This window comes from Paenibacillus sp. T2-29 (assembly GCF_052921365.1).
In genome coordinates this window covers 258,472-284,020 of the sequence record NZ_JBREVE010000001.1, presented here as the reverse complement: position 1 = coordinate 284,020, position 25,549 = coordinate 258,472, and the positions used below count along the sequence as shown (strand labels likewise).

Annotated in this window: 22 protein-coding genes; 8 read left to right on the top strand and 14 right to left on the bottom strand. The window is 48.6% G+C overall.

Annotation, left to right across the window (positions count from 1 at the left end; translation table 11 throughout):
• Positions 1-361: 361 nt before the first annotated feature.
• The 7 genes from ACU1JV_RS01720 to ACU1JV_RS01690 form a co-directional block, all read right to left on the bottom strand.
• Positions 362-1,018, bottom strand: a complete 657-nt coding sequence (locus ACU1JV_RS01720) for a methylthioribulose 1-phosphate dehydratase (protein ID WP_040103511.1) — start codon at positions 1,016-1,018, stop codon at positions 362-364.
• A complete protein-coding gene (locus ACU1JV_RS01715; RefSeq protein ID WP_129549496.1) occupies positions 1,018-1,695 on the bottom strand; it encodes a 2-hydroxy-3-keto-5-methylthiopentenyl-1-phosphate phosphatase in 678 nt (225 codons plus the stop codon). The genes ACU1JV_RS01720 and ACU1JV_RS01715 overlap by 1 nt, the downstream gene beginning before the upstream one ends.
• A complete protein-coding gene (locus tag ACU1JV_RS01710) occupies positions 1,692-2,903 on the bottom strand; it encodes a 2,3-diketo-5-methylthiopentyl-1-phosphate enolase (RefSeq protein WP_413986545.1) in 1,212 nt (403 codons plus the stop codon). Before ACU1JV_RS01710 ends, ACU1JV_RS01715 begins: the two co-directional genes overlap by 4 nt.
• Positions 2,900-3,766 carry a pyrroline-5-carboxylate reductase gene (proC, locus tag ACU1JV_RS01705; protein WP_013371619.1) on the bottom strand — a complete coding sequence of 289 codons (867 nt, stop codon included), beginning with the start codon at positions 3,764-3,766 and terminating at the stop codon, positions 2,900-2,902. Before proC ends, ACU1JV_RS01710 begins: the two co-directional genes overlap by 4 nt.
• A 38-nt stretch (positions 3,767-3,804) precedes the next feature.
• Positions 3,805-5,097, bottom strand: coding sequence for a glutamate-5-semialdehyde dehydrogenase (locus ACU1JV_RS01700; protein WP_413986544.1), 1,293 nt, complete (start codon positions 5,095-5,097; stop codon positions 3,805-3,807).
• Positions 5,098-5,109: 12 nt separating this feature from the next.
• The gene (gene proB / locus ACU1JV_RS01695) at positions 5,110-6,315 is read right to left on the bottom strand and encodes a glutamate 5-kinase (protein WP_413986543.1); all 1,206 of its coding nucleotides are present in this window, start codon (positions 6,313-6,315) and stop codon (positions 5,110-5,112) included.
• A gap of 241 nt (positions 6,316-6,556) precedes the next feature.
• Positions 6,557-7,738 carry a pyridoxal phosphate-dependent aminotransferase gene (locus tag ACU1JV_RS01690; RefSeq protein ID WP_413986542.1) on the bottom strand — a complete coding sequence of 394 codons (1,182 nt, stop codon included), beginning with the start codon at positions 7,736-7,738 and terminating at the stop codon, positions 6,557-6,559.
• 176 nt (positions 7,739-7,914) lie between these two features.
• Here ACU1JV_RS01690 and ACU1JV_RS01685 point away from each other — a divergent pair, with 176 nt between their 5' ends.
• From ACU1JV_RS01685 to ACU1JV_RS01665, 5 genes are all read left to right on the top strand, one after another.
• Complete coding sequence (locus ACU1JV_RS01685; protein WP_413986541.1) at positions 7,915-8,733, top strand: carbon-nitrogen family hydrolase; 819 nt, start codon at positions 7,915-7,917, stop codon at positions 8,731-8,733.
• A gap of 21 nt (positions 8,734-8,754) precedes the next feature.
• Positions 8,755-10,035, top strand: coding sequence for a helix-turn-helix domain-containing protein (locus tag ACU1JV_RS01680; protein WP_413986540.1), 1,281 nt, complete (start codon positions 8,755-8,757; stop codon positions 10,033-10,035).
• Between the two features lie 237 nt (positions 10,036-10,272).
• On the top strand, positions 10,273-10,692 hold the full coding sequence (locus ACU1JV_RS01675; RefSeq protein WP_013371613.1) for a hypothetical protein: 420 nt from the start codon (positions 10,273-10,275) through the stop codon (positions 10,690-10,692).
• Between the two features lie 71 nt (positions 10,693-10,763).
• Positions 10,764-11,564 (top strand): DUF3592 domain-containing protein, encoded by an 801-nt coding sequence (locus tag ACU1JV_RS01670; RefSeq protein WP_413986539.1) that lies wholly within the window; start codon positions 10,764-10,766, stop codon positions 11,562-11,564.
• A gap of 77 nt (positions 11,565-11,641) precedes the next feature.
• Positions 11,642-11,782, top strand: a complete 141-nt coding sequence (locus ACU1JV_RS01665; RefSeq protein ID WP_165082404.1) for a hypothetical protein — start codon at positions 11,642-11,644, stop codon at positions 11,780-11,782.
• A gap of 338 nt (positions 11,783-12,120) precedes the next feature.
• Here the strand turns inward: ACU1JV_RS01665 and ACU1JV_RS01660 are convergent, their stop codons facing one another.
• Positions 12,121-13,038, bottom strand: coding sequence for a LysR family transcriptional regulator (locus tag ACU1JV_RS01660; RefSeq protein WP_013371611.1), 918 nt, complete (start codon positions 13,036-13,038; stop codon positions 12,121-12,123).
• 238 nt (positions 13,039-13,276) lie between these two features.
• Here ACU1JV_RS01660 and ACU1JV_RS01655 point away from each other — a divergent pair, with 238 nt between their 5' ends.
• The 3 genes from ACU1JV_RS01655 (at position 13,277) to hydG (ending at position 17,664) form a co-directional block, all read left to right on the top strand.
• Complete coding sequence (locus ACU1JV_RS01655; protein ID WP_413986538.1) at positions 13,277-14,893, top strand: alkaline phosphatase; 1,617 nt, start codon at positions 13,277-13,279, stop codon at positions 14,891-14,893.
• A gap of 257 nt (positions 14,894-15,150) precedes the next feature.
• Positions 15,151-16,203, top strand: a complete 1,053-nt coding sequence (gene hydE / locus ACU1JV_RS01650) for a [FeFe] hydrogenase H-cluster radical SAM maturase HydE (protein ID WP_267127973.1) — start codon at positions 15,151-15,153, stop codon at positions 16,201-16,203.
• 48 nt (positions 16,204-16,251) lie between these two features.
• Positions 16,252-17,664, top strand: a complete 1,413-nt coding sequence (hydG, locus tag ACU1JV_RS01645; protein ID WP_013371608.1) for a [FeFe] hydrogenase H-cluster radical SAM maturase HydG — start codon at positions 16,252-16,254, stop codon at positions 17,662-17,664.
• A gap of 147 nt (positions 17,665-17,811) precedes the next feature.
• On the opposite strand, the gene hydF is transcribed toward hydG, so the two are convergent.
• The 6 genes from hydF to fdhF form a co-directional block, all read right to left on the bottom strand.
• A complete protein-coding gene (gene hydF / locus ACU1JV_RS01640; RefSeq protein WP_413986537.1) occupies positions 17,812-19,065 on the bottom strand; it encodes a [FeFe] hydrogenase H-cluster maturation GTPase HydF in 1,254 nt (417 codons plus the stop codon).
• The gene (locus ACU1JV_RS01635) at positions 19,052-20,500 is read right to left on the bottom strand and encodes an aspartate ammonia-lyase (protein WP_413986536.1); all 1,449 of its coding nucleotides are present in this window, start codon (positions 20,498-20,500) and stop codon (positions 19,052-19,054) included. Before ACU1JV_RS01635 ends, hydF begins: the two co-directional genes overlap by 14 nt.
• 1 nt (position 20,501) lies before the next feature.
• A complete protein-coding gene (locus ACU1JV_RS01630) occupies positions 20,502-21,092 on the bottom strand; it encodes a 4Fe-4S dicluster domain-containing protein (protein ID WP_013371605.1) in 591 nt (196 codons plus the stop codon).
• Between the two features lie 70 nt (positions 21,093-21,162).
• Complete coding sequence (locus ACU1JV_RS01625) at positions 21,163-22,668, bottom strand: [FeFe] hydrogenase, group A (protein WP_413986535.1); 1,506 nt, start codon at positions 22,666-22,668, stop codon at positions 21,163-21,165.
• A 32-nt stretch (positions 22,669-22,700) separates the two neighbouring features.
• Positions 22,701-23,330 carry a 4Fe-4S dicluster domain-containing protein gene (locus tag ACU1JV_RS01620; protein ID WP_413986534.1) on the bottom strand — a complete coding sequence of 210 codons (630 nt, stop codon included), beginning with the start codon at positions 23,328-23,330 and terminating at the stop codon, positions 22,701-22,703.
• A complete protein-coding gene (gene fdhF / locus ACU1JV_RS01615) occupies positions 23,327-25,489 on the bottom strand; it encodes a formate dehydrogenase subunit alpha (protein WP_413986533.1) in 2,163 nt (720 codons plus the stop codon). Before fdhF ends, ACU1JV_RS01620 begins: the two co-directional genes overlap by 4 nt.
• Positions 25,490-25,549: the final 60 nt, after the last annotated feature.

Sequence of the window (25,549 nt, the reverse complement as noted above, 5' to 3'; positions counted from 1 at the left end):
CATTTAATTTCCAAATGGAACTTCTTAATGACTTATTTCCGGTATCAATCGACTCAGTACAGTATGTTGCATGTACAAAATCTGAAGATAACACCTTTATGTTAAAGTCAGTAATCACAAATGGTATCCTCTAATTCTTTACTCACCTTATCACCCCAGTTGCCTTTCAATTTTCAGTGATATCTTCATCGGATTTAAAAGCTCAATTTGAGAAAAATAGATTAGATTTTATGTCGCCAGTAGGACAGGTTGCTTTTTTAATAAAAAAAGAACGTTCCGTGCTTTCGCTAGGTTCCGTTCTCGATATTCACTGACCACTTTTACAATTCAATGAAATGCATCTTTAATATTTATGATTTATTCATTTCGAAGTTTTTAGTAGTAGGGAGCGATAGGTCGTTTCAAACAGAAATTCAAACGCCTCTAGATGCTTTTTAGCTTCAAACACATCACGACCCCATGCATAAATGCCATGATTACGCAATAAAATTCCTGGAACCTGATCATTCAGCACGCCTGGTACCAGCTTGGCAATCGAGGCGATATCAGCATAATTTGGCAGCACGGGAATCTGGATGGCGGCATTTTCCTCCCAAATGTTAAAAGCCTTAATGAGCTCGATGCCTTGCACAGGTACAAAGCCCTGCTCGCCGTAGTATTCAGAAATCAGGTTGTTAAACACGGTATGCACATGAAAAACTGCTCCACAGCCTGTCAGACGGTAAATTTCGCAATGGATGAGCGTCTCTGCACTTGGCTTGAGGTTTGTGGCTTCTGCGGCTTTTCCGTATTGGTCTACGAACAGAAAATCCTCAGGAGTGCGTTTGGTCTTATCCTTGCCGCTAGCGGTGACTGCAAAATAAAATTGTTCAGGATGAAAATCACCGATTCGGATCGACAGATTGCCGCTTGTGCCTGGGAACCAGTTACGAGAGGCGAATAGCTCCTTGACATCAGCGAGTTCTTCCAACGAACGGCGTTTTTCCTCGAATGAAATGTCTGCCAAGTTAAAACTCATTACAGTACCCCCTGCTCCTGTTTTTGCTTTAAATCCTCGATAATATCATCAAATGTCTCAAAGGGTACATGCGGTACGCCAAGCTCTTGACACTTTAATGTCAGATGCGAGCGGGAGTACACAAGATCGGCAATTTTGGCACCTTCAAAATCGGTCAGACTGTCGCCAATCAAAATCCGTTCGTATTGCTCGGGAGGGTATTGACGAATGACGGTCGTTTTGCACATGCCGCAGTCATTCTTACACGGCTCATTACATGGATGCGGCCACGTGATCTGGATGTGAGCCCCGGAAAAGTCCGCTCCGTTGCAAAAGATGTGATCCTGCGGAATGTCGAACGGTTCTAGCAATGGATCAATAAAAAAATCAATGCCGCCGCTAGTAACAAAAAATTCAATCTGCTGCTCTCGTACAAAGTCCAAAAAGCGTGCAAAGCCCTCACGTATACCCGCTTGTCCAAGTACATATGAGATAATGTCTTCTTTAAGCTCTGAAGGCATCAGGGCGAACATCGCATCTACGCCTTCACGAATGGACATATGTCCGCTCACGATTTGATGCATGATGGGCTCATAGCCCGCAGGCTTAAAATGCTTCATAATAGCGACAATATTATCGCTGTTTGTAATGGTCCCGTCAAAATCGCAAAAAATGACAGGCTTCTTGGCAGTGCTCATCGTTCGCCTCCCCACGTGTCGAGCGCAGATTGCAGCTCGGGATGAGTGCGGGCGTATTGTGCCAGCGGGACATTTTGCTGGACCGCTTCAATCGCTTGCACAAAGGCGCGTCCGCCAGCTTCCGTACCCATCGGATGTCCGTGAATACCGCCTCCAGCGTTAACCACCACATCGGTACCAAAATCGCGGACAATGAGCGGCACTAGGCCGGGGTGTATCCCTGCGGAAGGGACAGGCATGCAGGCCTTCAGCGGTGAATCAGGGGTGATCAGCTCATCGCGGATCGCCATGTTTTCCTCGCGCGGCATCGTCACTGAACCGTAAGGAGAAGGGAAGAGGACGAGATCAGCGCCAGCCAGCCGCATAAGCTGACCAAGCAGGACGGACGCCGAAATACCATAATGAGGCGAGGGGTAAGCAGCACCCGCTAATGAAGGATGGGCTGCAATCGGTACTGAAACGGCGGGATCGCTGCTAAGTTCATGCAGCACATCATAACCGTAGGCCAGTACGTTAAACAGTAACGCGTTCGCGCCTGCGTCGATAGCTTTGAGGGCTTGCGCCCTGAGCTGCGAGGTTGGACCGGTTAAATTAGCAGCATACAGCAGCTTTTTACCAGTCTCACGCTCAGCCGCTTCGGCAGCTCGGATACAAGCTTCGACACGTTTTTCAATCGGCGTCAGCGCATTTTCAAATAAGATCTCGTCGTCCTTGATCAGATCGACGCCGCCGAGAGCCTGACGGGTAAACTGTTCACGCAGTTCGTCCAAATTGAGCCCGATCACGGATTTAAAAATGCTCATGAGCAGAGGCCGGTCATACACGCCAAGCTGCTCGCGCAAGCCGCTGATACCGAATTTCGGTCCTGAAAAAGCAGAGAGGAATGCTTCCGAGAACCCCAGCTTCATCAGCTTAATTCGGCCGTCCATCGAAATTTTGCCGAAGACTGTAACTAGCAATGCGGGAATGTCTCGGCTGAAATTGACATCAGGGTAAGCAATCGTCAAGTCGGCGTATCGCTCACCGGGGCCTCCATCGTGAATATCTACAGATTGAACAGAGCCGAGATGTTTTTGCATCGCATCCCGCTTGGCCTGCGGGAGCTCAGTCCAGCTGCCCACCGTCATGCCGATGGCAATAGATTGGGCCTTTTGGTTAAAATCAGCTTTGTCATCGTATATTCGGTAGGTCGCCAGGCAATAGCTCACTCAATTCCCTCCTTAAGTACAGCTCCCATCTCACGGGATCGTTCAGCGCAGCGCTGCACCGCCGCAATCACTGTTTCGTAGAAGTCACCTTTGTCCAGTGTCTCCAATGCAGCTACCGTGGAACCATTAGGAGACATGATTTTGTGACGAAGGGCAGAAGGCTCCTCTCCGGTCTGCTGCACCATGCGTGCTGCACCAAGCGCAGTTTGCACTGTTAGTTCGTGCGCTTGTTCAGGAGTCAAGCCACCGCGGATTCCCCCAGCAATCATGGCTTCCATTAAGTAGTAGACATAGGCAGGGCCGCTTCCAGAAATGCCGGTCAATACATCCATTTTCTCTTCTTCTATAACCGTGACTGTACCTACAGATTCGAACATTGTAAGCACGTTTTTACGTTGACTTTCGCTGATCTCCTTGGAAAAGCTGATGCCTGTGGCTCCCAGTCCAATCGAGCTGGATGTATTGGGCATCGTCCGCGCGATTGGCTGCTTACGACCAAGCAACGTTTGCATGGTACGAATAGACAATCCGGCGATGACTGAAATGATCAGCTGTTCATCTGACAGGAGGGGACCAAGCTGTTCAAGTGCTCCGGCAGCATCTTTAGGCTTCATGGCAAGCACGATCACTGGAGAATGACGCAGCAGTTCTGTTTTGGCGGCATCTTCAGTTTGAAACAATACTCCGTATTGCTGTTGAAGTTCTTCAAGACGAGCCTGATTACTGCGGTTGATGACGGTAATACCGCCACGTTTGACGACAGAACGATTCGTCATCCCACGAATAATAGCCTCAGCCATTGAACCTGCCCCGAAAAACGTAATTTGCTCGTTAATTAACACTTTTGTTTGTGATTCACACATGGATTCATACCTCCAAAGATACGGATTGATTTATGATATTATTCCCTGATTTGTCCAGTACCGTACACGCGGTATTTGGTTGAAGTCAAGGCAGGCAATCCCATGGGGCCGCGGGCATGTAATTTTTGTGTGCTGATTCCGATCTCGGCCCCAAATCCAAACTCGAAGCCATCCGTGAAGCGGGTGGATGCATTGTGGTACACGGCTGCCGCGTCCACTTCTTGCAGAAAACGATCGGCATGAGCTTTATTCTCAGTGACAATACACTCTGAATGCATCGTACCATAACGGGCAATATGCTCCAGTACTTCGTCCAAATTGTGTACGACTTTAACGTTTAAGATGTAATCATTGTACTCGGTACCATAATCCTCTTCCGTGGCAGGAACAGCCCAAGGAGCCAGTTCTCGTGTCCGTGCACAGCCGCGCAGCTCAACCCCGGCATCACGAAAACGTTCAGCCAATCCTGTTAAATGTGCTTGTGCATAATCCGAGTGTACGAGCAGTGTTTCCATCGAGTTGCACACGGACGGTCTTTGTACCTTCGCATTGAGTGTAATCGCTTCGGCCATTTCTGTATTTGCTGTAGCGTCCAAGAATGTATGGCATACGCCAGCCCCGGTTTCGATGACAGGCACGGTAGCATTCTGAACAACATTTTGAATGAGTGAACGCCCGCCGCGTGGAATAATCACATCCAGCAAGCCGTTCAAGGTCAGCATTTCATTGACGGAGGCACGATCTGAATCTTCAATGAGTTGAAGCGCCTCGCGTGGCACGGCTGTTGCGTCTAGCGCCTGCTGAAGCACTTCAATGATCTTGCGGTTGGAGGAGAGAGCAGCCGAACCACCGCGCAGTACAACCGGATTGCCTGTTTTCAAGCACAGGCCCGCTGCATCCACGGTTACATTTGGACGCGCTTCATATATGATACCGATGACACCCAGCGGTACACGTATTTTTTCAATTCGTAGACCATTGGGACGTTCAATTTGCTCAAGCGTGTCGCCGACTGGATCAGGTAGCGCCGCAATCTGGCGTAATCCTTCGGCAATAGCCCCAATTCGCTCCTCGGTCAGCTTGAGGCGGTCAAGCAGTGATTCGGATGTTCCCAGTTCCCGTCCACGTTTCAGGTCATTATGGTTTGCTGCAATCAGCTCTTCTGCATGGTTCACTAGAGCTTCTGCCATAGCAAGCAATGCTTCGTTTTTTTGTGCTGTAGTCAGTCGGTTCATAACCCCGGCACTTTTTTTCGCAAGACTTGCTTTGGTGCGTACTTCGCTGAAATGGTTATCCGCTGTTGTTGCTGTGTTTGTTGTTAAATCACTCATATTATGGCCTCCCTACATACATAATGTAATCCATTCATCCCTGTGGATCACCTCAAGCCGATGGATGGGACCAATTTTGCCCACAACCTCGCCGCTAGGTAAACCTTGTACCATTCTAAGCTGTTCATCATCATAATTGACGATGCCTCGTCCTAACACCTTGGTTTCCGGTCCCAGTACCTCAACGACATCTCCGGCATGAAAGCTGCCCTCGACACGCCGTACGCCAACCGGAAGCAGACTATGTCCCCCGTGTACCAACGCTTCTTCGGCCCCAAGGTCTACATGCACCGAGCCTAGAGGGGTGGACATAAATCCAAGCCATTGTTTTTTCATCGGCAGTGAAGAGAGGTGAGTATCAAAATAAGTGCCCGGTCCGTGTCCTTCGACAGCTGCGTTCAGATCACCATTCGCGCTTACTCGGCCCACATATACAGGCACACCGCCGCGTGTAGCAACTTTGGCAGCCTCAATTTTGGAGCGCATGCCGCCAGTTCCTACTGCTGATCCAGAACCTCCGGCTAATGCATAAATCTCTTCAGTAATTTCCTCGATACGTTCAAAACGTACGGCGTTTGGATGCTTGCGCGGGTCAGCCGTATATACACCATCGGTATCCGTGATGATAATCAAATGCTGGGCTTTGACCAGATTGGCAACTAGCGCAGACAGCATATCGTTATCGCCGAATTTCAATTCGTCAATCGATACGGTGTCATTTTCGTTAAAAATCGGGATAACCTGCTGGCGCAGCAATTCTTCTACAGTCATTCCGGCGTTGTTCATCCGTTTGCGGCTCAAAAAGTCACTACGGGTGAGCAGAACCTGCGCGATCACGAGGTCAAAATTTTTAAAAGCCTGCTCATAGGCTTGCATGAGAAGAGCTTGGCCGACGGCAGCTGCCGCTTGCTTCTCATGCAGCAGTTTGGGCCGAAAGGGATACCCAATCTCTCGGAATCCGGCGGCTACAGCGCCTGATGTAACCAGCAGCACTTCATGGCCTTTTGCACGAAGCAAGCTGATTTCCCTAGCAAAATAAGCGATAGCTTCCCGATTTAGGCCACCTTCCACTCCAGTCAGTGAGCTGCTACCGATTTTAATGACGATACGTGTTGACAAGACGTCCACTTCCTTAATTTTACTCTTTTTAATGCAAAAAAACTTCCATCCTTTGTATGCAAAGGACGAAAGTTTGTGCTTCCGCGGTACCACCTTCATTGATGATTCATGATCATCCCACTTAAAACCTGTTAACGGCAGGGACCGCCTGATTGCGCAGGGCGCTCGGGGATAGGAGTTGGGAGAGAGTCCAGGTAAATTCTTGCAGCCTATCGGAATTTACTCTCTGAACAGGACCGGGTCTCTCTTAATAGTCCCTTCAACGCGCTAAATGATATTGGATACAGAATACCACGAAAAGACCAGGTTTGGCAAAGAAGTTGTAGCTGGAAAATACGGCTTAACCAAACAGGTTTAGCTTGCCAATTCGATCAACTGCCTCGGTCAGTCGGGCTTCTGAGCTCAGAAGCCCTGCCCGCACATACCCTTCGCCGCCGCTACCAAAGCCGATCCCTGGAGCGACAGCCACCTTGGCTTCACGCAGTAGCAGATCGGCAAAAGAAGCCGAGCTATAGCCCTGCGGCACAGGTAACCAACTGAAGAAGGAGCCGCTTGGGCGTGGCGCCTTCCAACCTATATGCCCAAGTGCATCATAAAAAGCGTTACGGCGTGATTCATAGCGGGCCACCAGCTGGCTTACGCACTCCTGCGAAGACGTCAGAGCTGTCGCCGCTGCTGCCTGGATGCCGCCAAACAGGCTTACATAAATATGGTCCTGCAGCAGATTAATCAGTGAAATAATTTTGGCATTACCGAGCGCGAAACCAACACGCCAGCCGGCCATGTTGTATGTTTTGGACAAGGTATAGAACTCAATTCCCACGTCCTTAGCCCCCTCAGCCTGAAGAAAGCTCACTGGCCGTTCGCCATCGAATCCAATAGCACCATAGGCAAAATCACTGGCAACCACAATACCGTTACGTAACGCAAATTCAACCGTATCCTCGTAGAAGGAGAGTGGGGCAGTTGCCGCAGTGGGATTGTTCGGATAATTAAGAAACATTAATTTGGCGCGGCGGCGATCTTCTTCGGCAATGGCCTCATAATCGGGCAGAAAACGGTTCTCTTCCTTTAAGGGGAGAAATGACATTTCCGCTTTAGCCAAGGCTACGCCCGACCAGTAATCCGGGTATCCGGGATCAGGGACGAGACACACATCGCCCGGATTGAGTAAAACTTGCGGTAGCTGAACCAAGCCTGTTTTCCCGCCAAACAGGATGGCGACCTCGCTTTCCGGGTCAAGCGTTACACCGTAATCCTCCTGATAGCGCTGGACAACGGCTTCTTTGAGAAAGCTGTAGCCGCGAAAAGGTGAATATTTATGATACAGCGGGTTATCCGCCGATTCCTGCAAAGCTTTTACAATATGAGATGGAGTAGGAGTGTCCGGGTTTCCCTGTCCTAGATTAATGACATCATGCCCTGCTGCAATTTCACGGTTTACATTTTGTACAAGTGTGGCAAAAAATTGAGTGGGTAACTGTTTCATGACGTCAGCCGAGGGAATAGAAAAATGAGTCATCAATGTACACGACCTTTTGGAATAGTTTATGAAACAATCTATCACGATTTTACCGAGTTGTATAGGGGGAATTGAGCTTGTATGGTTGCATAATCCAGACTAATCGGGCTATGATGGGAGAAAATACCGGACAATGGGACACGGGAAGTTCCGGCTCACAGAGAGGATGAAGAACTTTGACGTATCAGGAAGCTCAGCCATTCGGTGTGGCACTTATTCAAGCTCATATAGAGATAGGAAATCCCTCCGAAAACCACAATCATATCCGTTTTTTAATGGAACAAGCGGTAAAGGCCGAACAAAAGCCAGATCTGATTGTTCTACCGGAAATGTGGAATACGGGTTATGCCTTGGATCGCATTCATGAGCTGGCGGACGAGGAAGGAACGGAGACTCGGGCATGGATAGCGGCATTTGCCGCCACTTATCAAGTGAATGTAGTAGCAGGGTCGATCGCAGAGAAAAAAAGCGACGGTCATGTATACAATACGATGCTCGTTTTTGACCGTACAGGCAAAGAGGTGGCTTCGTATTCTAAAATTCATCTGTTCCGACTTATGGATGAAGAGAAATATTTACAGCCTGGCGAGGAAAAGGTTGTATTCGCCCTGGATGGCGGAATACAGGCTGGGGCGTCAATTTGTTACGATATCCGTTTTCCTGAGCTGGCTCGCAGTCTGGCCCTGTCTGGCGCAAATTTGCTGATCGTACCTGCAGAATGGCCTCATCCCCGGCTTCACCACTGGCGTACCCTGCTGACCGCACGGGCTATTGAAAATCAGATGTATGTCATCGCTTGTAACCGGGTAGGTCGTAGCGGAGATACCGATTTCTTCGGGCATTCGCTCATCATTGATCCATGGGGAGAAATGATTGCCGAGGGCGGAGAACAGGAGGAAATTCTCACAGGATCAATTGAATCAGCCTTGGTTCAGGACGTGCGTGGGCGTATTCCGGTGTTTGAAGATCGGCGTCCCCTGCTGTATGACCGATAGTCAGTGTAGAAAGGATAATCCATGCTTAAGGAACGCATTGAATTTTTGTGTAAAAAGAAAAACCTATCCCGTAAAGAGTTAGTAGACGGATTAGTTACACCTGCACATTTTGCGAATATACTGGCTGACCGTTACCCGCTGGCTGAGGATTTAGCTGAGCAAATTGCTGAGCGCCTAGGTGTACAACCTTCTTACCTATTGCGCGCATCGGCAGAGGACGAGGAGACGCTGGCTACAGCGGATAAGATTTTCACAGAGCTGTCCAAGCTGGCTAATCCCGCTACGGAAAGCTATGTGGATCAGTTGGAGGATCGCAACGATTCGCTCGTGGTGGAAATGACGATTTATTTAATGAAGGCTGTTTATTTTCAACAGTTAAATGACCCAACGGCCTATGATTATTTGCATCAAACCTATTTGAATTTTTACTTGGAGAAGTTTGGTCGCTCGGATGAGGTGGAGCTGCCTGTACCGCTAAAAAAAGCAATTTTATTTTATAAAATTCAGTATTTCCGCTCTAAAAATCATTATTATGATGTACTAAATAATGTTACGCAGCTCATCCCCCTGGTGGAAGAAGGGACGGAAAACTGGCTCAATGCGCAAAACATTATGATGGAGGCCTGCATTCAGGTCAAGCAATTTGATCAGGCAAAGCAGGTATTTGAGCAGACGATGCGCAGAGTATATGATGATCGGCTTTTTCACCGTTTGACGGGTCTGTATGTGGCTTACAGCGGATATTGTTTTGCTATGGGTTCTGTACAGGAAGCACTGTTAACGTTGTCTATGGCGGAGGCCAATTTGGTCTATTTGGAAAATGCAGCAGATATGCTCACGACGATCCTGAACAATCGGATTATTATGCTGACGTCGATTGGCGAGCTGGATAAGGCCTTGGAGGAAGTGGTGCGTTTTGAAGCACTGGTGAGTCGGGAGCGAGAGGAAATGCAACAAATGATGCTGCCCGTTACGCTGATATATCGCTGCGAGATTGCGTTTGCCCGGAAAAACTGGGGGCTGCTCTCACAGCATCTGGATCAGCTGCGTAAAACTAATCTGACAACGGATCAGCAAATGGGGCTTGATTTTTATGAAAGCCAGCTTGCGCTTGCCCAGGGAAAACAGGATGCTTTTTGGAAGCATGCTCAGCAATGCTTGCCTTATTTTGAAGCCCTCCAGCATCCTGCGCGGCTTGAGCAACTATATGAAACGCTGGCTGTAGTGTCCGAGGACAGTCGTCGTTATAAAGAATCATCAGCGTATTATCGTAAACTGGTCTATCTTTTGCGTAAAAAATAGTCTGATGCATTCGTTTTTCACAAAACGATCAGATGATCGTGTAAAAGAATGCTCCGAAGTGCGCAAAATTTTGTGCAAACTGCCCCAAAGTTCAAAACTAAACCGACAAAATACAGTTTGAAGCTGCTGTTTTTTCGGTTTTTTTGTATGTGCCAAAACATATTGTGATGCCGGATACCGTCTTCTATACTGAATTCATAAGGCACAACAACAATACAAAATATGAGGTGCAGCCACATGATGAACTTTTTCGGCAAGAAGAAAAAACAGCAGGATGCGATAGAACATGCAGATCAACTGATGAATAAGGGCTTATCCGGATTACTTATGAAAGGTCTGGTCCCCAAAGAGCATCGGGAGCAGATCAACCAGAGCTTAAACTCGGCAAGACAAGCTCAAGCAGCGGCTAACGGTGGATTGGCGATGGCAGCGACTGCGGTTGTCATTTCGGTAACAGATACCGGGAAGCTCGTAAATTTTGATCCGATTGTGGTGCTTGTACTAGATGTGACGGAAGTTAACGGCAATCGATACCAAAAAACACTGGAAACACTCGTTTCCAAGCTGCAAATTCCGCGGCCCGGAGATACAGTGGGGCTGGGTAGCAATCCGGTAAATCCATCAGAGCTGATTTATATGGGGCTGGTGACAGCATAAATGATTGGAGCGTTTCACCATTCTTGCGGGCATATTTTTAAAATAGATGATTGAAAAAGGGGTTTTGGAGGATGAAAGGATTTTTGAGTCTGATTGGGGTACTTCTGGTGTTTGGCGTAGGGTTTTCGCCTTTTCTGGCTGAATATTTATGGGATGATCCATTTTTGATTATAGATGCTCCGTGGTATCGGCCGTTAATTTATACAGGATTTGCGCTTATATTTCTACCGGGTATTTTAGGTCTATTTTTTGGAGGCGGTAAAGTCAAGAAGGGTGTTCCTGGAGTGGGAATCATTACAAGTGTTCAACAAACAGGGACTTATGTAAATAATCAACCGCAGGTAAAGCTCGGGTTGACCGTAACCAAACAGGGAGAAGACAAATATGATACTGCTTTGACGACAATTATTCCTTTGACCTCCATGGCTCAATTTCAGCCGGGCTCGATCGTTCCGTTGATCGTATCTGAGAAAGACAAAATGAAGGTAGGTCTTGACCTGAAAGGTCAGGTGTCGCAAATGGATTTGCAAGCGTTAATGAATGAGCAGATGGTCAAGCAGGGCGTATCGCCTGAGCTGATGGAAATTGCCAAAACCGGTGAGCAAGCCTATGCGAAGATACTGGATGTCACACCCATGGGGGAAGCGGGGCCCAATAAAATCAAGCTTCAATTTACGCTGACGGTGACGAAAAGCAGTGGCGAAACATTTAATGTAACCACGCAAAAGGATGTTTTCTCTTCCCAACTATCCAAACTGCAGCAGGGAAGTATTATAGAGGTTATATATTCGCCTCAAGATCCTTCGAAACTGGTTATTAAGACACAAGTGAGTGAAGCTGACGTGCAGCAAGCATTTGGTTCTTCCCGATAAAAAAATTGTTCCGCCTGTTTCAGATACAGCCTATGGGTGTATTATAATAGTATCCCGACACCAGGAGGTTGATAACGATGGATAACCAAAGTAGATCCGAACTGGCGAACAGGGATGGCCTGTCACGGCCGAGAGGCTTAAATAGACAGGTTGTCGGAAACAACTATGAAATGGGCTATGATCAGGACAAAAGTCCACCACATCTAGGGAGACCCTGATCACAACAAGGCGAGGACAGACACTTTGGGATCACACAGCACATTGGAACTGAGGTAGGACATTCTTGGATACCAAGACTAGAGACCTTAAGGAAAGAAGTGATGCGGGATGGATAAAGTGGAGTTTCCGAGCAAGCGTAGAGTAATCAGGCGAGGCTGACATGAATTTCAAATGAACATGAAATGTGGTTCGTTCAAGACAGATGGAAGCAACATCGCAACAGTGTAATCGAACCCGTGATCTAATTGCAGTATTGAAAGTATAGGGGCAAAGCCCCAGGACCGTCTTCCTCTCTGGTTTGGGCTGGGGAGGAAGACGGTCCTTTTCACGTTCGAGGCTACTTTTGAGAAAGTTGCTTGACCGTTTCTCGGAAGGTATCAATAAAAGCTTCGGCAGCTTTAGACAAATAACGTCCGTTCCGGTAAGCAATCGCTAAGGTGCGGCTGGGGGTAGGTTCGGCTAGTGGCAGCAATGCTGGAACAAACTCGCTACTGGCGGCCCGTGCGATAAAACGGGGGACGAGTGTCACGCCCATACCTGTCGCGACGAGCGATTGGAGTGTCTCCATATTAGTGCTTTCAAACACCACATTGGGTTCAAAGCCTGCTTGATGACACAGATCCATCGTCAGCTTGCGAAAGCCTTGCCCTTTTTTCAGGACGACAAAAGGCTCGTCTTTAAGTTCTTCCATATGCACGGGCTGCGGCTGGTCACCGATTTTACGCACGGCTAGGGGATGACCCGGAGGAACGGCGAGATCAATCCATTCTTCACCGATAGGTACATAAGAAAGTGTAGGTTCTACTAAGGGAAGAGAGAGCAGGCTGAGATCTGTATCGCCACTTGCCGTTTTTTTCTCCAGATTCATGGAGGAATCTTCGACTAACACGATTTCAATGTCTGGATGAGCCCTCTTGAATACAGGCAGCACATGCGGCAGCAAATGGGAGCCCGTGATAGGCATGCTGCCAACGACGACCTTCCCTTTTCTCAGTTGAGAGATATCGTCCATTTCCTGTCGGAGTTGCTCCACCGCGTCGACTATTTTTTTTGCCTTTTCCACAAAGCTTGCTCCGGCATGTGTTAATTCCACCGTGCTGGTGTTGCGTTGAAACAACAGCACCCCAAGCTCTTTTTCCAGTTTGGACAATTGCTGGCTCAAAGAAGGCTGGGCAATATGCAGTTTTTCTGCGGCACGTGAGAAGTTTTTTTCCGCTGCAATTTGCAGGGTGTACTGAAGCTGTCTGAACTCCATCGAATTTCATGCTCCTTATCTTATAAGCTTTTCCTATTACATTATAGACTGATTATACAATAATAAAATTAAATGCCCAATCCTAACGAATCTCATGTGTCACAAGTTTTATATAGATGAAGTGTTTTTTCACAAATAGCGCCTTTTAATACAGATAATGAATTCCCTTAACATTCTCCTGATAAAACCTAATTAATCTTAGTTCTGGTTGTACAAAAAAGGTCTGGGAGGAAAATGAATGCTAAAATGTTGGGGGATACATACGAAAAAATCGGTCGCTGCACTCGTAGCGACAATGATGCTAACCGTAAGCGGCGGGACAGCGATGGCAGTCGAGAAGGATACATCAATTAAAAATGTAATTATTCTGATTCCAGACGGTATGGCTAATGACGCTACTGCACTGGCTAGATGGTACAAAGGATCATCTTTAACGTTAGACAGCATGGCAAGCGGCATGGTGCGCACGCATTCCGCGGATGCACCGATTGCCGATTCTGCTCCAGCGGGTACAGCTTTTGCCACAGGACATAAATCACATACTGGCTATGTAGGTGTTCTTCCGGATGAAGCGACGATGCCTGGACAACAACCGATCGCAGCAGGTGATGCCAAAAAACCTGTAGCTTCCATTCTGGAGGCTTCCAAGCTAGCAGGGAAATCGACCGGAATTATTGCTACTTCGGAGATTATGCATGCGACACCAGCTGATTTTACCGCACATTATCCTGACCGTAAAAATTATGATGCACTCAGCATGCAACAAGCCTACAACGGAGTTGACGTTGTGTTAGGTGGAGGCGGCAAGTTTTTGGAGCCAGCAGGGCGTAAGGACGGCCAGGATATAATTGCTCAAATTAAAGACCAGGGCTATGATTTTGTCACAACACCTGAAGGGTTGAAAAATTCGACCTCCAACAAGCTCTGGGGCAGCTTTTCTCCCGAAGCCCTCGCGTATAACTTGGATCGCGATGCATCCAAGGAACCTAGTTTGGCAGAAATGACAACGAAAGCCATTGATGTGTTATCCAAAAATGATAAAGGCTTTTTCTTAATGGTAGAAGGCAGTAAAGTGGATTGGGCTGCACATGCTAATGATCCAACGGGAATTATTAGTGACGTGCTTTCATTTGACGATGCCGTGAAAGTGGCTCTGGATTACGCCAAGCAAAATCAAAATACTGTCGTCGTAGCAGTGACAGACCACGGAAACGGTGGATTGACGATTGGTAGCAGTGATACAACTAGCAATTATGACAAAACGCCTTTGGCTTCTTTTATAGACCCGCTGAAAAAAGCGAAGCTGACGGGGGAAGGCTTGGAAGCCAAGCTGAATGCAGATCGCAGCAATATTAAAGAAGTGCTTTCCACGTATTTTGGCATCACCGATTTGACAGACGAAGAAGTAAAGACAATTAAAGATGCCAAAGAAGGCAGCATGAACTATGCCGTCGGTCCGATGATTAGCAAACGTGCCAATATTGGCTGGACTACGGGTGGGCACACAGGAGGCGATGTTGTGTTGTACACGTACGCGCCGAACGGAGACCGTCCATCCGGTGTAATCGACAATACGGATGTAAATAAGTATATGACACGTGTACTTGGACTGGATTTGGATACAGTCAACAAGCAACTGTTTGTTCCTGCAAAAGCCGCTTTTGAAGCTAAAGGAGCCAAGTTTACTGCAGACACGAAAGTCATTACAGTGACCAAAGGCAGTAACAAGCTGGAGCTTCCAGTATACAAAAATATTGCTACACTCAATGGTAAAAATTCTACGCTCAACGGTGTAGTCGTATTTAACGGCGTTGATTATTTTGTACCCCAGCAAGCGATTGATTTGATTCAGTGATAAACAGAACCATCGACAGAAGCTGTTTCTTCCATAAGGGAGGAGGCAGCTTTTTTTTTGTGTGTAGAGATGAATATGTAGTTTTTAAGTTGAGAATGAAATTGGTTTTCAGAAAATGGGATTTTTTGTGAAACTAGTCACGTTATATTCTCTCTAATGTTGCTAGAATAATACATGTACGATATAAGTCGCTGATGATGTAAAGTCCGGATGGACGAGGGAAGAAGGGATGAGTCACGGACGAATTATTACTGCGTCTGGCTGATGGCAAGGAATGGACGCATACAGAAATGACGGAACTGCTAACACGTCTGGATAGTGAGCCGGCGCTACGAGCTCAACTGCGTCAACTGGCAGCTCGCACCAAATTGGAGCGTTATGGCAAAGGTGTTTTTTTACGAGGATTAATTGAATTCTCAAGTATATGTCGTCAGGATTGCATGTACTGTGGGCTGCGTGCTTCGAATAAACAGGCAGACCGTTACCGTTTGCAGCCGGAAGAAATTCTGGCCTGCTGTGCGGAGGGGTATGAACTGGGTTATCGGACCTTTGTTTTGCAAAGTGGGGAAGATTACTGGTTTACGGCTGCTCGGCTGACGAAACTAATTCGGGAAATTAAAAGCCGTTTTGCAGATGTGGCGGTTACATTGTCCATCGGTGAACGGGATGACGAAACTTATGAGCGATTATACGAGGCGGGTGCGGACCGTTTTTTGCTCCGGCATGAGACAGCTTCACCCAGTTTGTACGCCAAGCTGCATCCGACGATGACGATCGAAAGCAGGCGTAGCCGTCTGCTGGCTTTGCAACGTATCGGCTTTCAGATCGGGGCTGGATGTATGGTGGGATTGCCAGGACAAACGAACAGTGAATTAGCAGACGATTTGGTCTATTTGCATAGCCTGTCGCCAGATATGATCGGGATTGGTCCCTTTTTACCACATAGCAACACGCCGCTTCGTGAGGCCAGCCAGGGGAGCATGGAAAAGGCACTTGATATCATCTCATTATCCCGATTGGTCGTTCCAGATGCGCTTATTCCGGCATCCACGGCCATGGGGACGATTCATCCCCAAGGAAGGGAGAAGGCGCTTCAGGCGGGAGCGAATGTGGTGATGCCTAATTTGTCGCCACTGGCGGTGAGGCCTAAGTATGCGATTTATGAGAATAAAATATGTTTGGGTGATGAGTCTGCCCAATGTAGACATTGCTTGGAGCTGCGGATCCGTGGAGCTGGATTTGAAGTTGATATGGGGCGCGGTGATAGTTTGAGAGTGCAACGACAGCTTATGAGACAGGGGACAGTGTGAAAAGTGACGGAAACAGTGCAGTAACCATAAATAAGGAGATGGGTATACGTGAGTGGAGTACGGGAGAAAGTGTCGGCGGATTTTATTAATGAAGCAGAGATTATGGCTGCAGTGGAGCAGGGGAAACAAGAGGCAACCAATCGACAACGCATTTTGGAAATTTTAGAAAAGGGTAGAGCCTGCCGCGGACTGAATGCAAGTGAAGCGGCGGCTCTTTTGCATGTGGATGATCCTGAATTATTGGAAGAGATGTTCAAATCTTCGCGGGCAGTCAAAGAGCAGATTTATGGCAATCGGATTGTGCTGTTCGCTCCTTTATATGTAAGCAATCACTGCGTTAATAACTGCGAATATTGTGGTTATAAACACACCAATGATAGCTTTACGCGTAGCCGCCTAACCCCGGAGGAATTGGTGGAGGAGGTCAGAGTACTTCAAGAACTGGGACACAAGCGACTCGTACTGGAAGCGGGCGAAGATCCAGTCCATTGTCCCATTGACTATATCGTCGATTGTCTGCGCCAAATCTATGAGGTCAAAGTAGATAACGGCAGCATTCGGCGGATCAATGTGAATATTGCATCCACAACCGAAGAGGACTATCGCAAGCTGGCAGAGGTGGGCATTGGTACGTATATTTTATTTCAGGAAACGTATCATCGGGAGAGCTATCGCAAATTTCACTTACAAGGACCAAAACGGGACTTTGATTGGCACACCACCGCAATGGACCGGGCTATGCGTGCAGGTATAGATGATGTGGGGATCGGTGTGTTGTACGGTTTGTATGATTTCCGCTATGAAACTGTAGCCATGCTGAAACACGCCGAGCACTTGGAAGAAGTCTTTGGCTGTGGGCCTCACACGGTCTCGGTTCCACGCTTGCGTCCGGCTGAAAATGTAGACCTGGAGCGATATCCGTACCTGGTCAACGATGATGATTTTATGAAAATTGTATCCGTCCTTCGACTGGCTGTCCCTTATGCTGGTATGATTCTGTCTACACGCGAGGAGCCGGAATATAGAGACCGTGTCATTGGTTTAGGCGTGTCACAGATTAGTGCTGGATCAGCTACGGGCGTAGGTGCCTATGCCAAACAGGACACGGAAGATAAGCCTCAATTTGAGGTGGGAGACCATCGCTCACCATCGGAAATTATTAAAAGTCTATGTCGTGGCGGATATATGCCAAGCTACTGTACAGCTTGCTACCGTGAGGGACGAACCGGAGATCGCTTCATGGAGCTTGCCAAATCCGGACAAATTCACAATGTGTGCCAGCCGAATTCGCTGCTGACCTTCCAAGAATATCTACTAGATTATGGGGATGAGGAGGCACGTGAACTGGGAGCTGCCGCGTTGCGAGAGAATCTGGAGCGTATCCCACGTGAATCGACACGCCGTTTGACGCTTGACAGACTTGAACGATTAGAAGCAGGCGAGCGCGATTTGTATTTTTAGCATTATATAATATGGGTAGTATCATTTCACGCTATGAAAATTCTTATTATTTATAATAATAGCATTTGAACATAAAAAGCAGTCGCGTTGGAATCAGCGCGGCTGCTTTTGTATGTCTAGAGAAAAAAATATTAATGGCGAGTTATTTTAGGAATAACTTCCGGCTTCAGCCGCTTGCTCCCAGGCCAGCATAGCAGATGGAAAGCATTCAATAGCGCGGGGAAAGACCCCCTGTACATAAGCGATAAAAACACCATAGTTAACAATCGGCACGCCGGCCGCTTTCGTTTCAGACATTCGGTGAAGCATTGTACGCCGATTGAGCATACAGGCACCGCAATGAATAACCAACGCATATTCACTCAAATCGTCAGGGAAACTGGAGCCGGATGCATGCTCGATAATGAGACGTTTGCCTATCGTTTGGCGGAGCCAACGAGGGATCTTCACTCGACCAATATCGTCAGATTGGCATTGGTGAGTGCAGGCTTCGGCAATGAGTACACGGTCTCCATCCTTGAGGCGATCAATGGCTCTTGCCCCTCGCACCAGTTCGTCCAGATCGCCTTTATGACGGGCAAACAGAATAGAGAAAGAGGTAAGAGGTACATCCTTGGGTGTGTCGGCTGCGACTTTCATAAAGACCTGTGAATCTGTAATGACCAGGCGGGGCTTGCGTCCCAGTCGCTCCAGCGTCAAACGTAGTTCATGCTCTTTGGTCACTACAGCGATGGCATCGCTCTCTAGCGTATCACGGATCGTTTGCTGCTGCGGCAGAATCAATCGACCCTTTGGCGCAGCTTTATCGATGGGAACCACCAGCACGACCAGATCGCCAGGTGACAACAAGTCACCTACGATGCGGAAGCGATCTTCGTTTTGGGGGAGTGTATTCGTGATGGCCTTTTTCAGTTCAGTGTCCCCCCGAAGCATAGCGGCACTGAAAGGAATCAGTGTGAGATTCAATTCGTTCCCCAGCGTTGCAGCCATCGGATCTGATTCAGCAAGGGTATCTATTTTATTAAGTACCCCAATGACAGGAATCTTTTTAGTGCGTAGCTTTTCAAGCAGCTCATGCTCGAATGGTCTGACGCCAACAGTGGCGTCGATGACCAGCAGAGCCAAGTCTGTACTATTAAGAATTTCTAGCGTTTTGTTGCGGCGCAGCTCCCCGATCTCACCCTCATCGTCCAGTCCGGCGGTATCCACCAGAACAATGGGACCCGCAGGAAGTAGCTCCATCGGCTTGAAAACGGGGTCCGTAGTCGTCCCTCCTATAGGTGATACCACAGCGGCGGGCTGGCCGGTCAAGGTGTTCAGAATGCTGGATTTGCCTGCATTTCGGCGACCAAGCAGAACGATATGTGGTCGGTTGCTTCTCGGGGTATCATTCATTCCCATGGTGAGTTCCTTCTTCCTGCCCCGGAATTCCGGGCTTGGTAACGGTATAGGGATGGCACAATTGGTCAATTCGCGCACGGGTCAGTTGACCGCGATCCTCTGCAATATCCTCTGGTGAGCGCCCCTGTGCAATGGCTGCTGATGCAATGGAAGCAGCTTCATCATAGCCAAGTTCCGCGACTAGCGCAGAAGCCATCACAGCTGAGCTGTGCAGATTAGCAGAGCAGCGTTCCTCATGTACGATCAGACCGCGCACACACCGTTCCTCGAACAGTTGAACGGCATTGCTGAGAATGTGCAGAGATTCCAGCAGCGACTCGGCAATCAACGGTAGGAACGCGTTCAGCTCCAGCTGTCCAGAGGCAGCAGCCATCGTGATAGCCGCATCATTGGCCATCACGCGCATCGCTGTCAATCCGGCCATTTCTGCCATCACCGGATTGACCTTGCCTGGCATAATAGAGGAGCCAGCTTGGACCGGAGGCAGCATGTATTCACCGATACCACCGAAAGGACCAGAGGCCAGCAGACGAAAATCGCCAGATATTTTGAGCAGATTTACGGCAGCGGATTTAAGTAGACCCGATACCTCAACGAAGACATCCATATTTTGAATCGGGTCCATGGGGTGGTCGCTACGACATAGTCCTAATCCAGTCTCGTCCGCCAGCTTTTCGACCATCCGGTAGCTGTAAGCCCGAGGCGCATTCATACCTGTGCCAATCGCCGTGCCTCCAATTGGGATTTCTCGCAGCCGTTCTTCGGCTTTATAGAGGCGCCAACGGTCACGCGCTATAGCTTTTGCGTAGGCACCAAAGCCTTGCCCGGCCATCATAGGCAGGGCATCCATTAGCTGTGTGCGGCCTAGCTTGAGCAGGTCGGCATATTCTATTTCTTTTTGCTGTAAAGTATTTTGTAACGAAGACATCGTGTCACATAAAGGGCGCAGCAGGCGTATCGCAGCAATTCGTAGCGCCGTAGGATAGACATCATTCGTAGATTGGCAGCAGTTCACATCATCCAGCGGATGTACAAGCTCATATTGCCCTGGCTGCCCCCCTAGCTGTACGATGGCCAAATTAGCAATGACCTCATTTACATTCATATGGGTACTGGTGCCTGCGCCGCCTTGCATGGCATCTACGGTAAACATATCTTGATGCCGTCCAGCGAGTAATTCATCGCAGGCATTTACAATGGCAGGCACCCGGTGAGTAGGTAGCCGTTTCTGCTCACCATTGACTTGAGCGGCCGTTTTTTTCACCAATACAAGAGCGTGAATCAGGTTTCTGTTCACGGGCCTGCCGCTGACTGCAAAATTGTTCATCGCACGTGCGGTGTGAATACCGTACAAGGCCTCCGCAGGAATTTCCATGTCTCCTAGTGCATCCCGTTCGGTCCGCATAACTTTGACCAGAGGAGAAGACGGAGTCATGTTATAGACCCGTCGCCGGAATACGTGTCATATGCAGCAGCTGACGTGCACTTGCAGCTCGTTTTTCCTCAACCCGTGCATGAACCAGATCTGGCTCGACCAGCTTGAGGGCTTGCGTTGGACATTTTCCAATACAGGCCGGTCCGCCATCCACACCTTCGCACAAATCACATTTGCTGGCAATCATGCGTTCTTTGGGTTGCAGACGACCCGACACATTAGTGTACAGTCCGTCTTGCACGACCGGCTGTCCGTCTCTATATTGAGGCACCATGGTAATCGCGCCGTAAGGGCAGGCGATCATGCAGGTTTTACAGCCAATGCAACTTTCGCTGTTAATAAGAATGCAGCCGTCTGCGTTCGTAATGGAGCCGTTCGGGCAAGCATTAGCACATGGAGCATCCTCACAGTGACGACACTGGACAGGTGCGGTGACTCCAAAGGATTTGATCACCTTTAAGCGAGGGTGAAAATGAAACTCGTCATCTGGCGAGATAAAAGGGTTCTCCGATGAATGTGCGATAACACATGCGATTTCACAGGTACGACAGCCGATACACTGATCGGGATCAGCTAAAACAAAGCGATTCATACTAACTCGACTCCTCTCTAACTAACGGCAAATTATAATTTCTAATGATTATATCTATGTGTTGAACGTACTAATGAATGGGATAATCGATATGTCCTTTGACGGACATATCACTGCTGCTGCGGCTCTGCCTGCCGGGTCCACGCTTTTGAAAGGACGTGTGCAGCAGATGGTGTGATACATGACCTAGCGGCTCACCTAGAAATTCATCGTACAGCTTGATGATAAAAGGATTCTCATGCGATTTGCGCACCTGAGATGCAGCATCATGTCCATAGATGGACGATTTACGCGCACGATAAGCCTCGATTTTTTGTTTTTCTAACATGAGCTTGGGTTGCCCTCCTCCGCTGATACATCCAGCTGGACAGCCCATCACCTCAATAAAATGATAATCACATTCGCCTGCCTGCACACGATCCAGGAGCTGATAGGCATGCTGGAGTCCAGCGACGACCGCTACCTTGAGCTGCAATTCGCCCACCTGTACCTCCGCTACTCGAATGCCTTCCTCGCCACGGACAAAATCCAGCTGGAGCTTTGGCAGCTTCTCATTCGTCAGCAGTTCATAACCTGTGCGGATGGCAGCTTCCATAACTCCTCCAGTTACACCAAAAATAGTACCTGCGCCTGAATATTGACCTAGCGGTGCATCAAATTCCTCATCAGGCAGGTTCATAAAATCAATGCCTTGTTGCTTGATCCAGTATGCAAGCTCACGCGTGGTCAATACCTCATCCACATCACGATAACCATCGGATTCCATTTCGGGACGATCGCATTCAAATTGTTTACAGGTACATGGCATGATCGCGACGCTGTAAATATTCGCAGGTTCCACCTCATCCAGCTGTGCACCATAGGTCTTGACCAGCGCTCCCACCATTTGCATTGGCGATTTGCAACTGGATAGATGGTCTAGCAGATCGGGGTATTCAATCTCGGCAAAACGGACCCAAGCTGGACAGCAGGATGTGAACATCGGTAACGGTCCACCCTCGGTTACGCGGCGAATCAACTCAGTGCCTTCTTCCATGATGGTTACGTCAGCTCCAAAATTCGTATCATATACTCGATCAAAGCCGAGGCGACGAAGGGCAGCGGCCATTTTGCCGGGTGTTAGGGTACCAAACGGCATACCAAATTCCTCCGCGAGTGACACACGAATGGCTGGGGCGCACTGCACGATTCGAAGCTGTCCTGGCTTCTTCATCATGTCAGCTACCTTATTCAGACTGTAGCTATAATAGGCAGCAAAGAGCGGTTCGCCGGTGTCGGCAGGCATATCGCGTTCACGTATACGTTCCTGACGTTTGATGGCGGCTGCCTGCGGAGATGAATCTGCCCAATCTGTGGCGTATACGCTGCAGATTTGCACACATTGACCGCAAATAACACAGCGGTCTGCGTTCACGGTTTGAGGTTCTCCAGGCAGTCCCTCTATGGCATCTACCGGACAAACACCCGCACAGCGTCTGCATCCAGTACAGAGCGTTGGGTCAATATGAATGACGGGGTCTGTAGAATCAGACGTCCTCATACATGGAGGCGAAGAGATCTTGTCTGTTGTTGACATGTTTTTCTACCTTTCTGCGGCTGATTTTGACCTTACAGGCGTGGGAAAAAGACTTCCCGCCGAGGCTCTGGAGGCGAGTCGGATATACCATTGGCCAGCCGTAGCACATGATTTGGACAGGCCTCTACACAAGCAGGCTGTCCGTTCTCTGTTTCCGCGCACAGATCGCATTTGCTTGCCGCAGTGCGGGGAAGCGCGGTTCGATTCGCACGGTTAGTCAGACCGGACTGCGTGACAACGTGCCCGGCTCGATAGATTGGAGACACCTCGATTGCTCCGAAGGGGCAGGCCAAGACACAGGAGGTGCAGCCGATGCATCGGTCCTCATCAATCATGACTACGCCATCCTCCTGGCGAATGGCCTGCACCGGGCAGGCATGTGCACAGGGGGCATTTTCACAATGCCGGCATTGCACTGGCACGTACGTATCTCCGGCGCGCACTACATATACCTTGGGAAACACAGGCACACTGACGGTTCCGACCGAAGCGCCTATGCCGCCTGCCTGCCCATGAACGGCAAAACACGCCAGTTCACAGGCTTTGCAGCCAATACATTGCCCGCCGTCTGCAACGACGAATGAGGAAGCAATAGCACTTGTTCTATCGGCTGACCCCATTCTGTTTGTCGGACGGCTCAGCGTGTTGCGCGCGCCGCTCATCTCGTCACCTTGTCAGCTAAAACGGCTTCCTGAACGTTCATTTGTTTACGAATCTGTTGGTATGATTCATGTACATCACGTTCAGCCTGCGCTTGGTCGGCAATCCGCTCCAACCGGATGGCACAGTATTTTAATTCCGGGGTTTTGGATACCGGGTCGAGAAAATCGGCGGTCAACTCGTTACATGCTCCGACCCACCAGTGATAGGTCATGTAGGTCGCACCTTTCTGCACACGGTCACTGATTTGTGCCCGTGCCATAATGCGTCCCCGACGCGAGGAGATAGCCACAATTTCGCCATCTAGAATGTTTAGATCTGCTCCGTCTTCCGGACTAATCTGAATAAATCCAGGCTCATCAGACAACTGGCGCAATGCACGACAGTTACCAGTCATAGTACGTACGGAGTAATGGCCTACCTCACGTACTGTAGATAAGACAAGCGGGAATTGTGCATCCGGCTGTTCTTGTGGTGGTCGCCATTCGCAGGCGAATAATCGGCCTTTACCACTAGGTGTGGAAAATTGGTTGCCTTTGTACAAATACGGTGTACCTGGATGATCCTCTGTAGGACATGGCCATTGTACGCCGCCTTGTTCCTCCATTTTCTGATAGCTGGCACCACTGAATAAGGGACTTAGGCTTCGCATTTCATCCCAAATTTCCTCTGTGTTTGCATAGGACATAGGGTAGCCCATAGCGGTAGCAACCTCGCTAATAATAGCCCAGTCTGGCTTTACATCACCCTGAGGCTCGACGGCCTTGCGGATGCGCTGAAAGCCACGGTCTGCCGAAGAATACACCCCGTCATGCTCGCCCCAAGCGGTAGAAGGGAGGATGACATCCGCATGCAGTGCCGTCTTGTTCATGAAAATATCCTGCACCACGACAAATTCCAATTTTTCCAGCGCTTCACGCAGCTCGGCAGCGTTCGGATCACTTTGTACAGGATCTTCGCCGAAGATATAATAAGCCTTCAGCTTGTTCTCTTTCAGAATGAGATGCGGTACTTCTGTAAGTGAATATCCTTTTTTACGCGGCAGTTCAACACCCCATGCTTTTTCAAACTTTTTGCGAACTGCAGTATCGATGACATCCTGGTAACCAGGATACACATTGGGTAATGCACCCATGTCGCAGGAGCCCTGGACATTGTTTTGTCCACGTACAGGTCCAATACCTACATTTGGCTTGCCCAGATTACCAGTAAGCAGGGCAAGGGATGCGAGCCCTTTTACCACATCAACGGCCTGTGAAAATTGACATACGCCCATTCCGTATAGAATTGTAGCGGTAGGAGCCTTGGCATATTCCCTCATAGCCGCCCGAATGTCAGCAGCCTTGACACCCGTAATACCTTCCGCATATTCAGGTGTATATTTTTTAATGTTTTCTACATATTCGGCAAAGCCTTCTGTGTTTGCTTCGACATATCTTTTGTCGTACAGCCCTTCATGTACTAGCACATGACCAAAGGCGTTCACCAAAGCCATGTTCGAGCCGCCTTTTAGAGGTAGCCACATATCCGCGATGCGCCCTGTTTCAGTCATACGAGGATCACATACAATAATTTTGGCACCTCTTTGCTTGGCAGCTACAATACGTCTTGCGACGATTGGATGCGTTTCTGGCGCATTGTATCCAAATACGAAAAGGAGATCAGAATGTTCAATTTCAGGAATAGAGTTGGACATAGCCCCATCCCCAAGCGAGTAGGTTAAGCCTGCTACGGAAGGACCGTGGCAAACACGGGCACAGTGATCAATATTATTGGTGCCAATGACTGCCCGCATGAACTTTTGCATGACATAATTGGCTTCATTCCCCGGACCGCGTGCGGAACCCGTCCCCATGATAGAGTCAGGTCCATACTTTTCCTTAATTGCTGACAGCCGTTCGGCAGTATACTGAATGGCTTCATTCCACTCCACTTCCTCCATGACTCCATTTTTGCGAATCATGGGCTTGCGCAAGCGTGCAGTCAGAATCTGTGGATCATTCAAAAAATCCCACCCATAATGTCCTTTCAAACACAATGTTCCTTCATTTGTACGACCATTAGCCGGCTCTGCGCCAATTACCTGTCCTTTGTCCACTAGCAAATGAAGCTGACAACCGCTTCCGCAGTAAGGACATACTGTTAATACCTTGTCTGCCATGTGTGCAGCACCTCTTTTTATATGAAATAGATGAAACACGTAACATAAAAAAAGCCAATA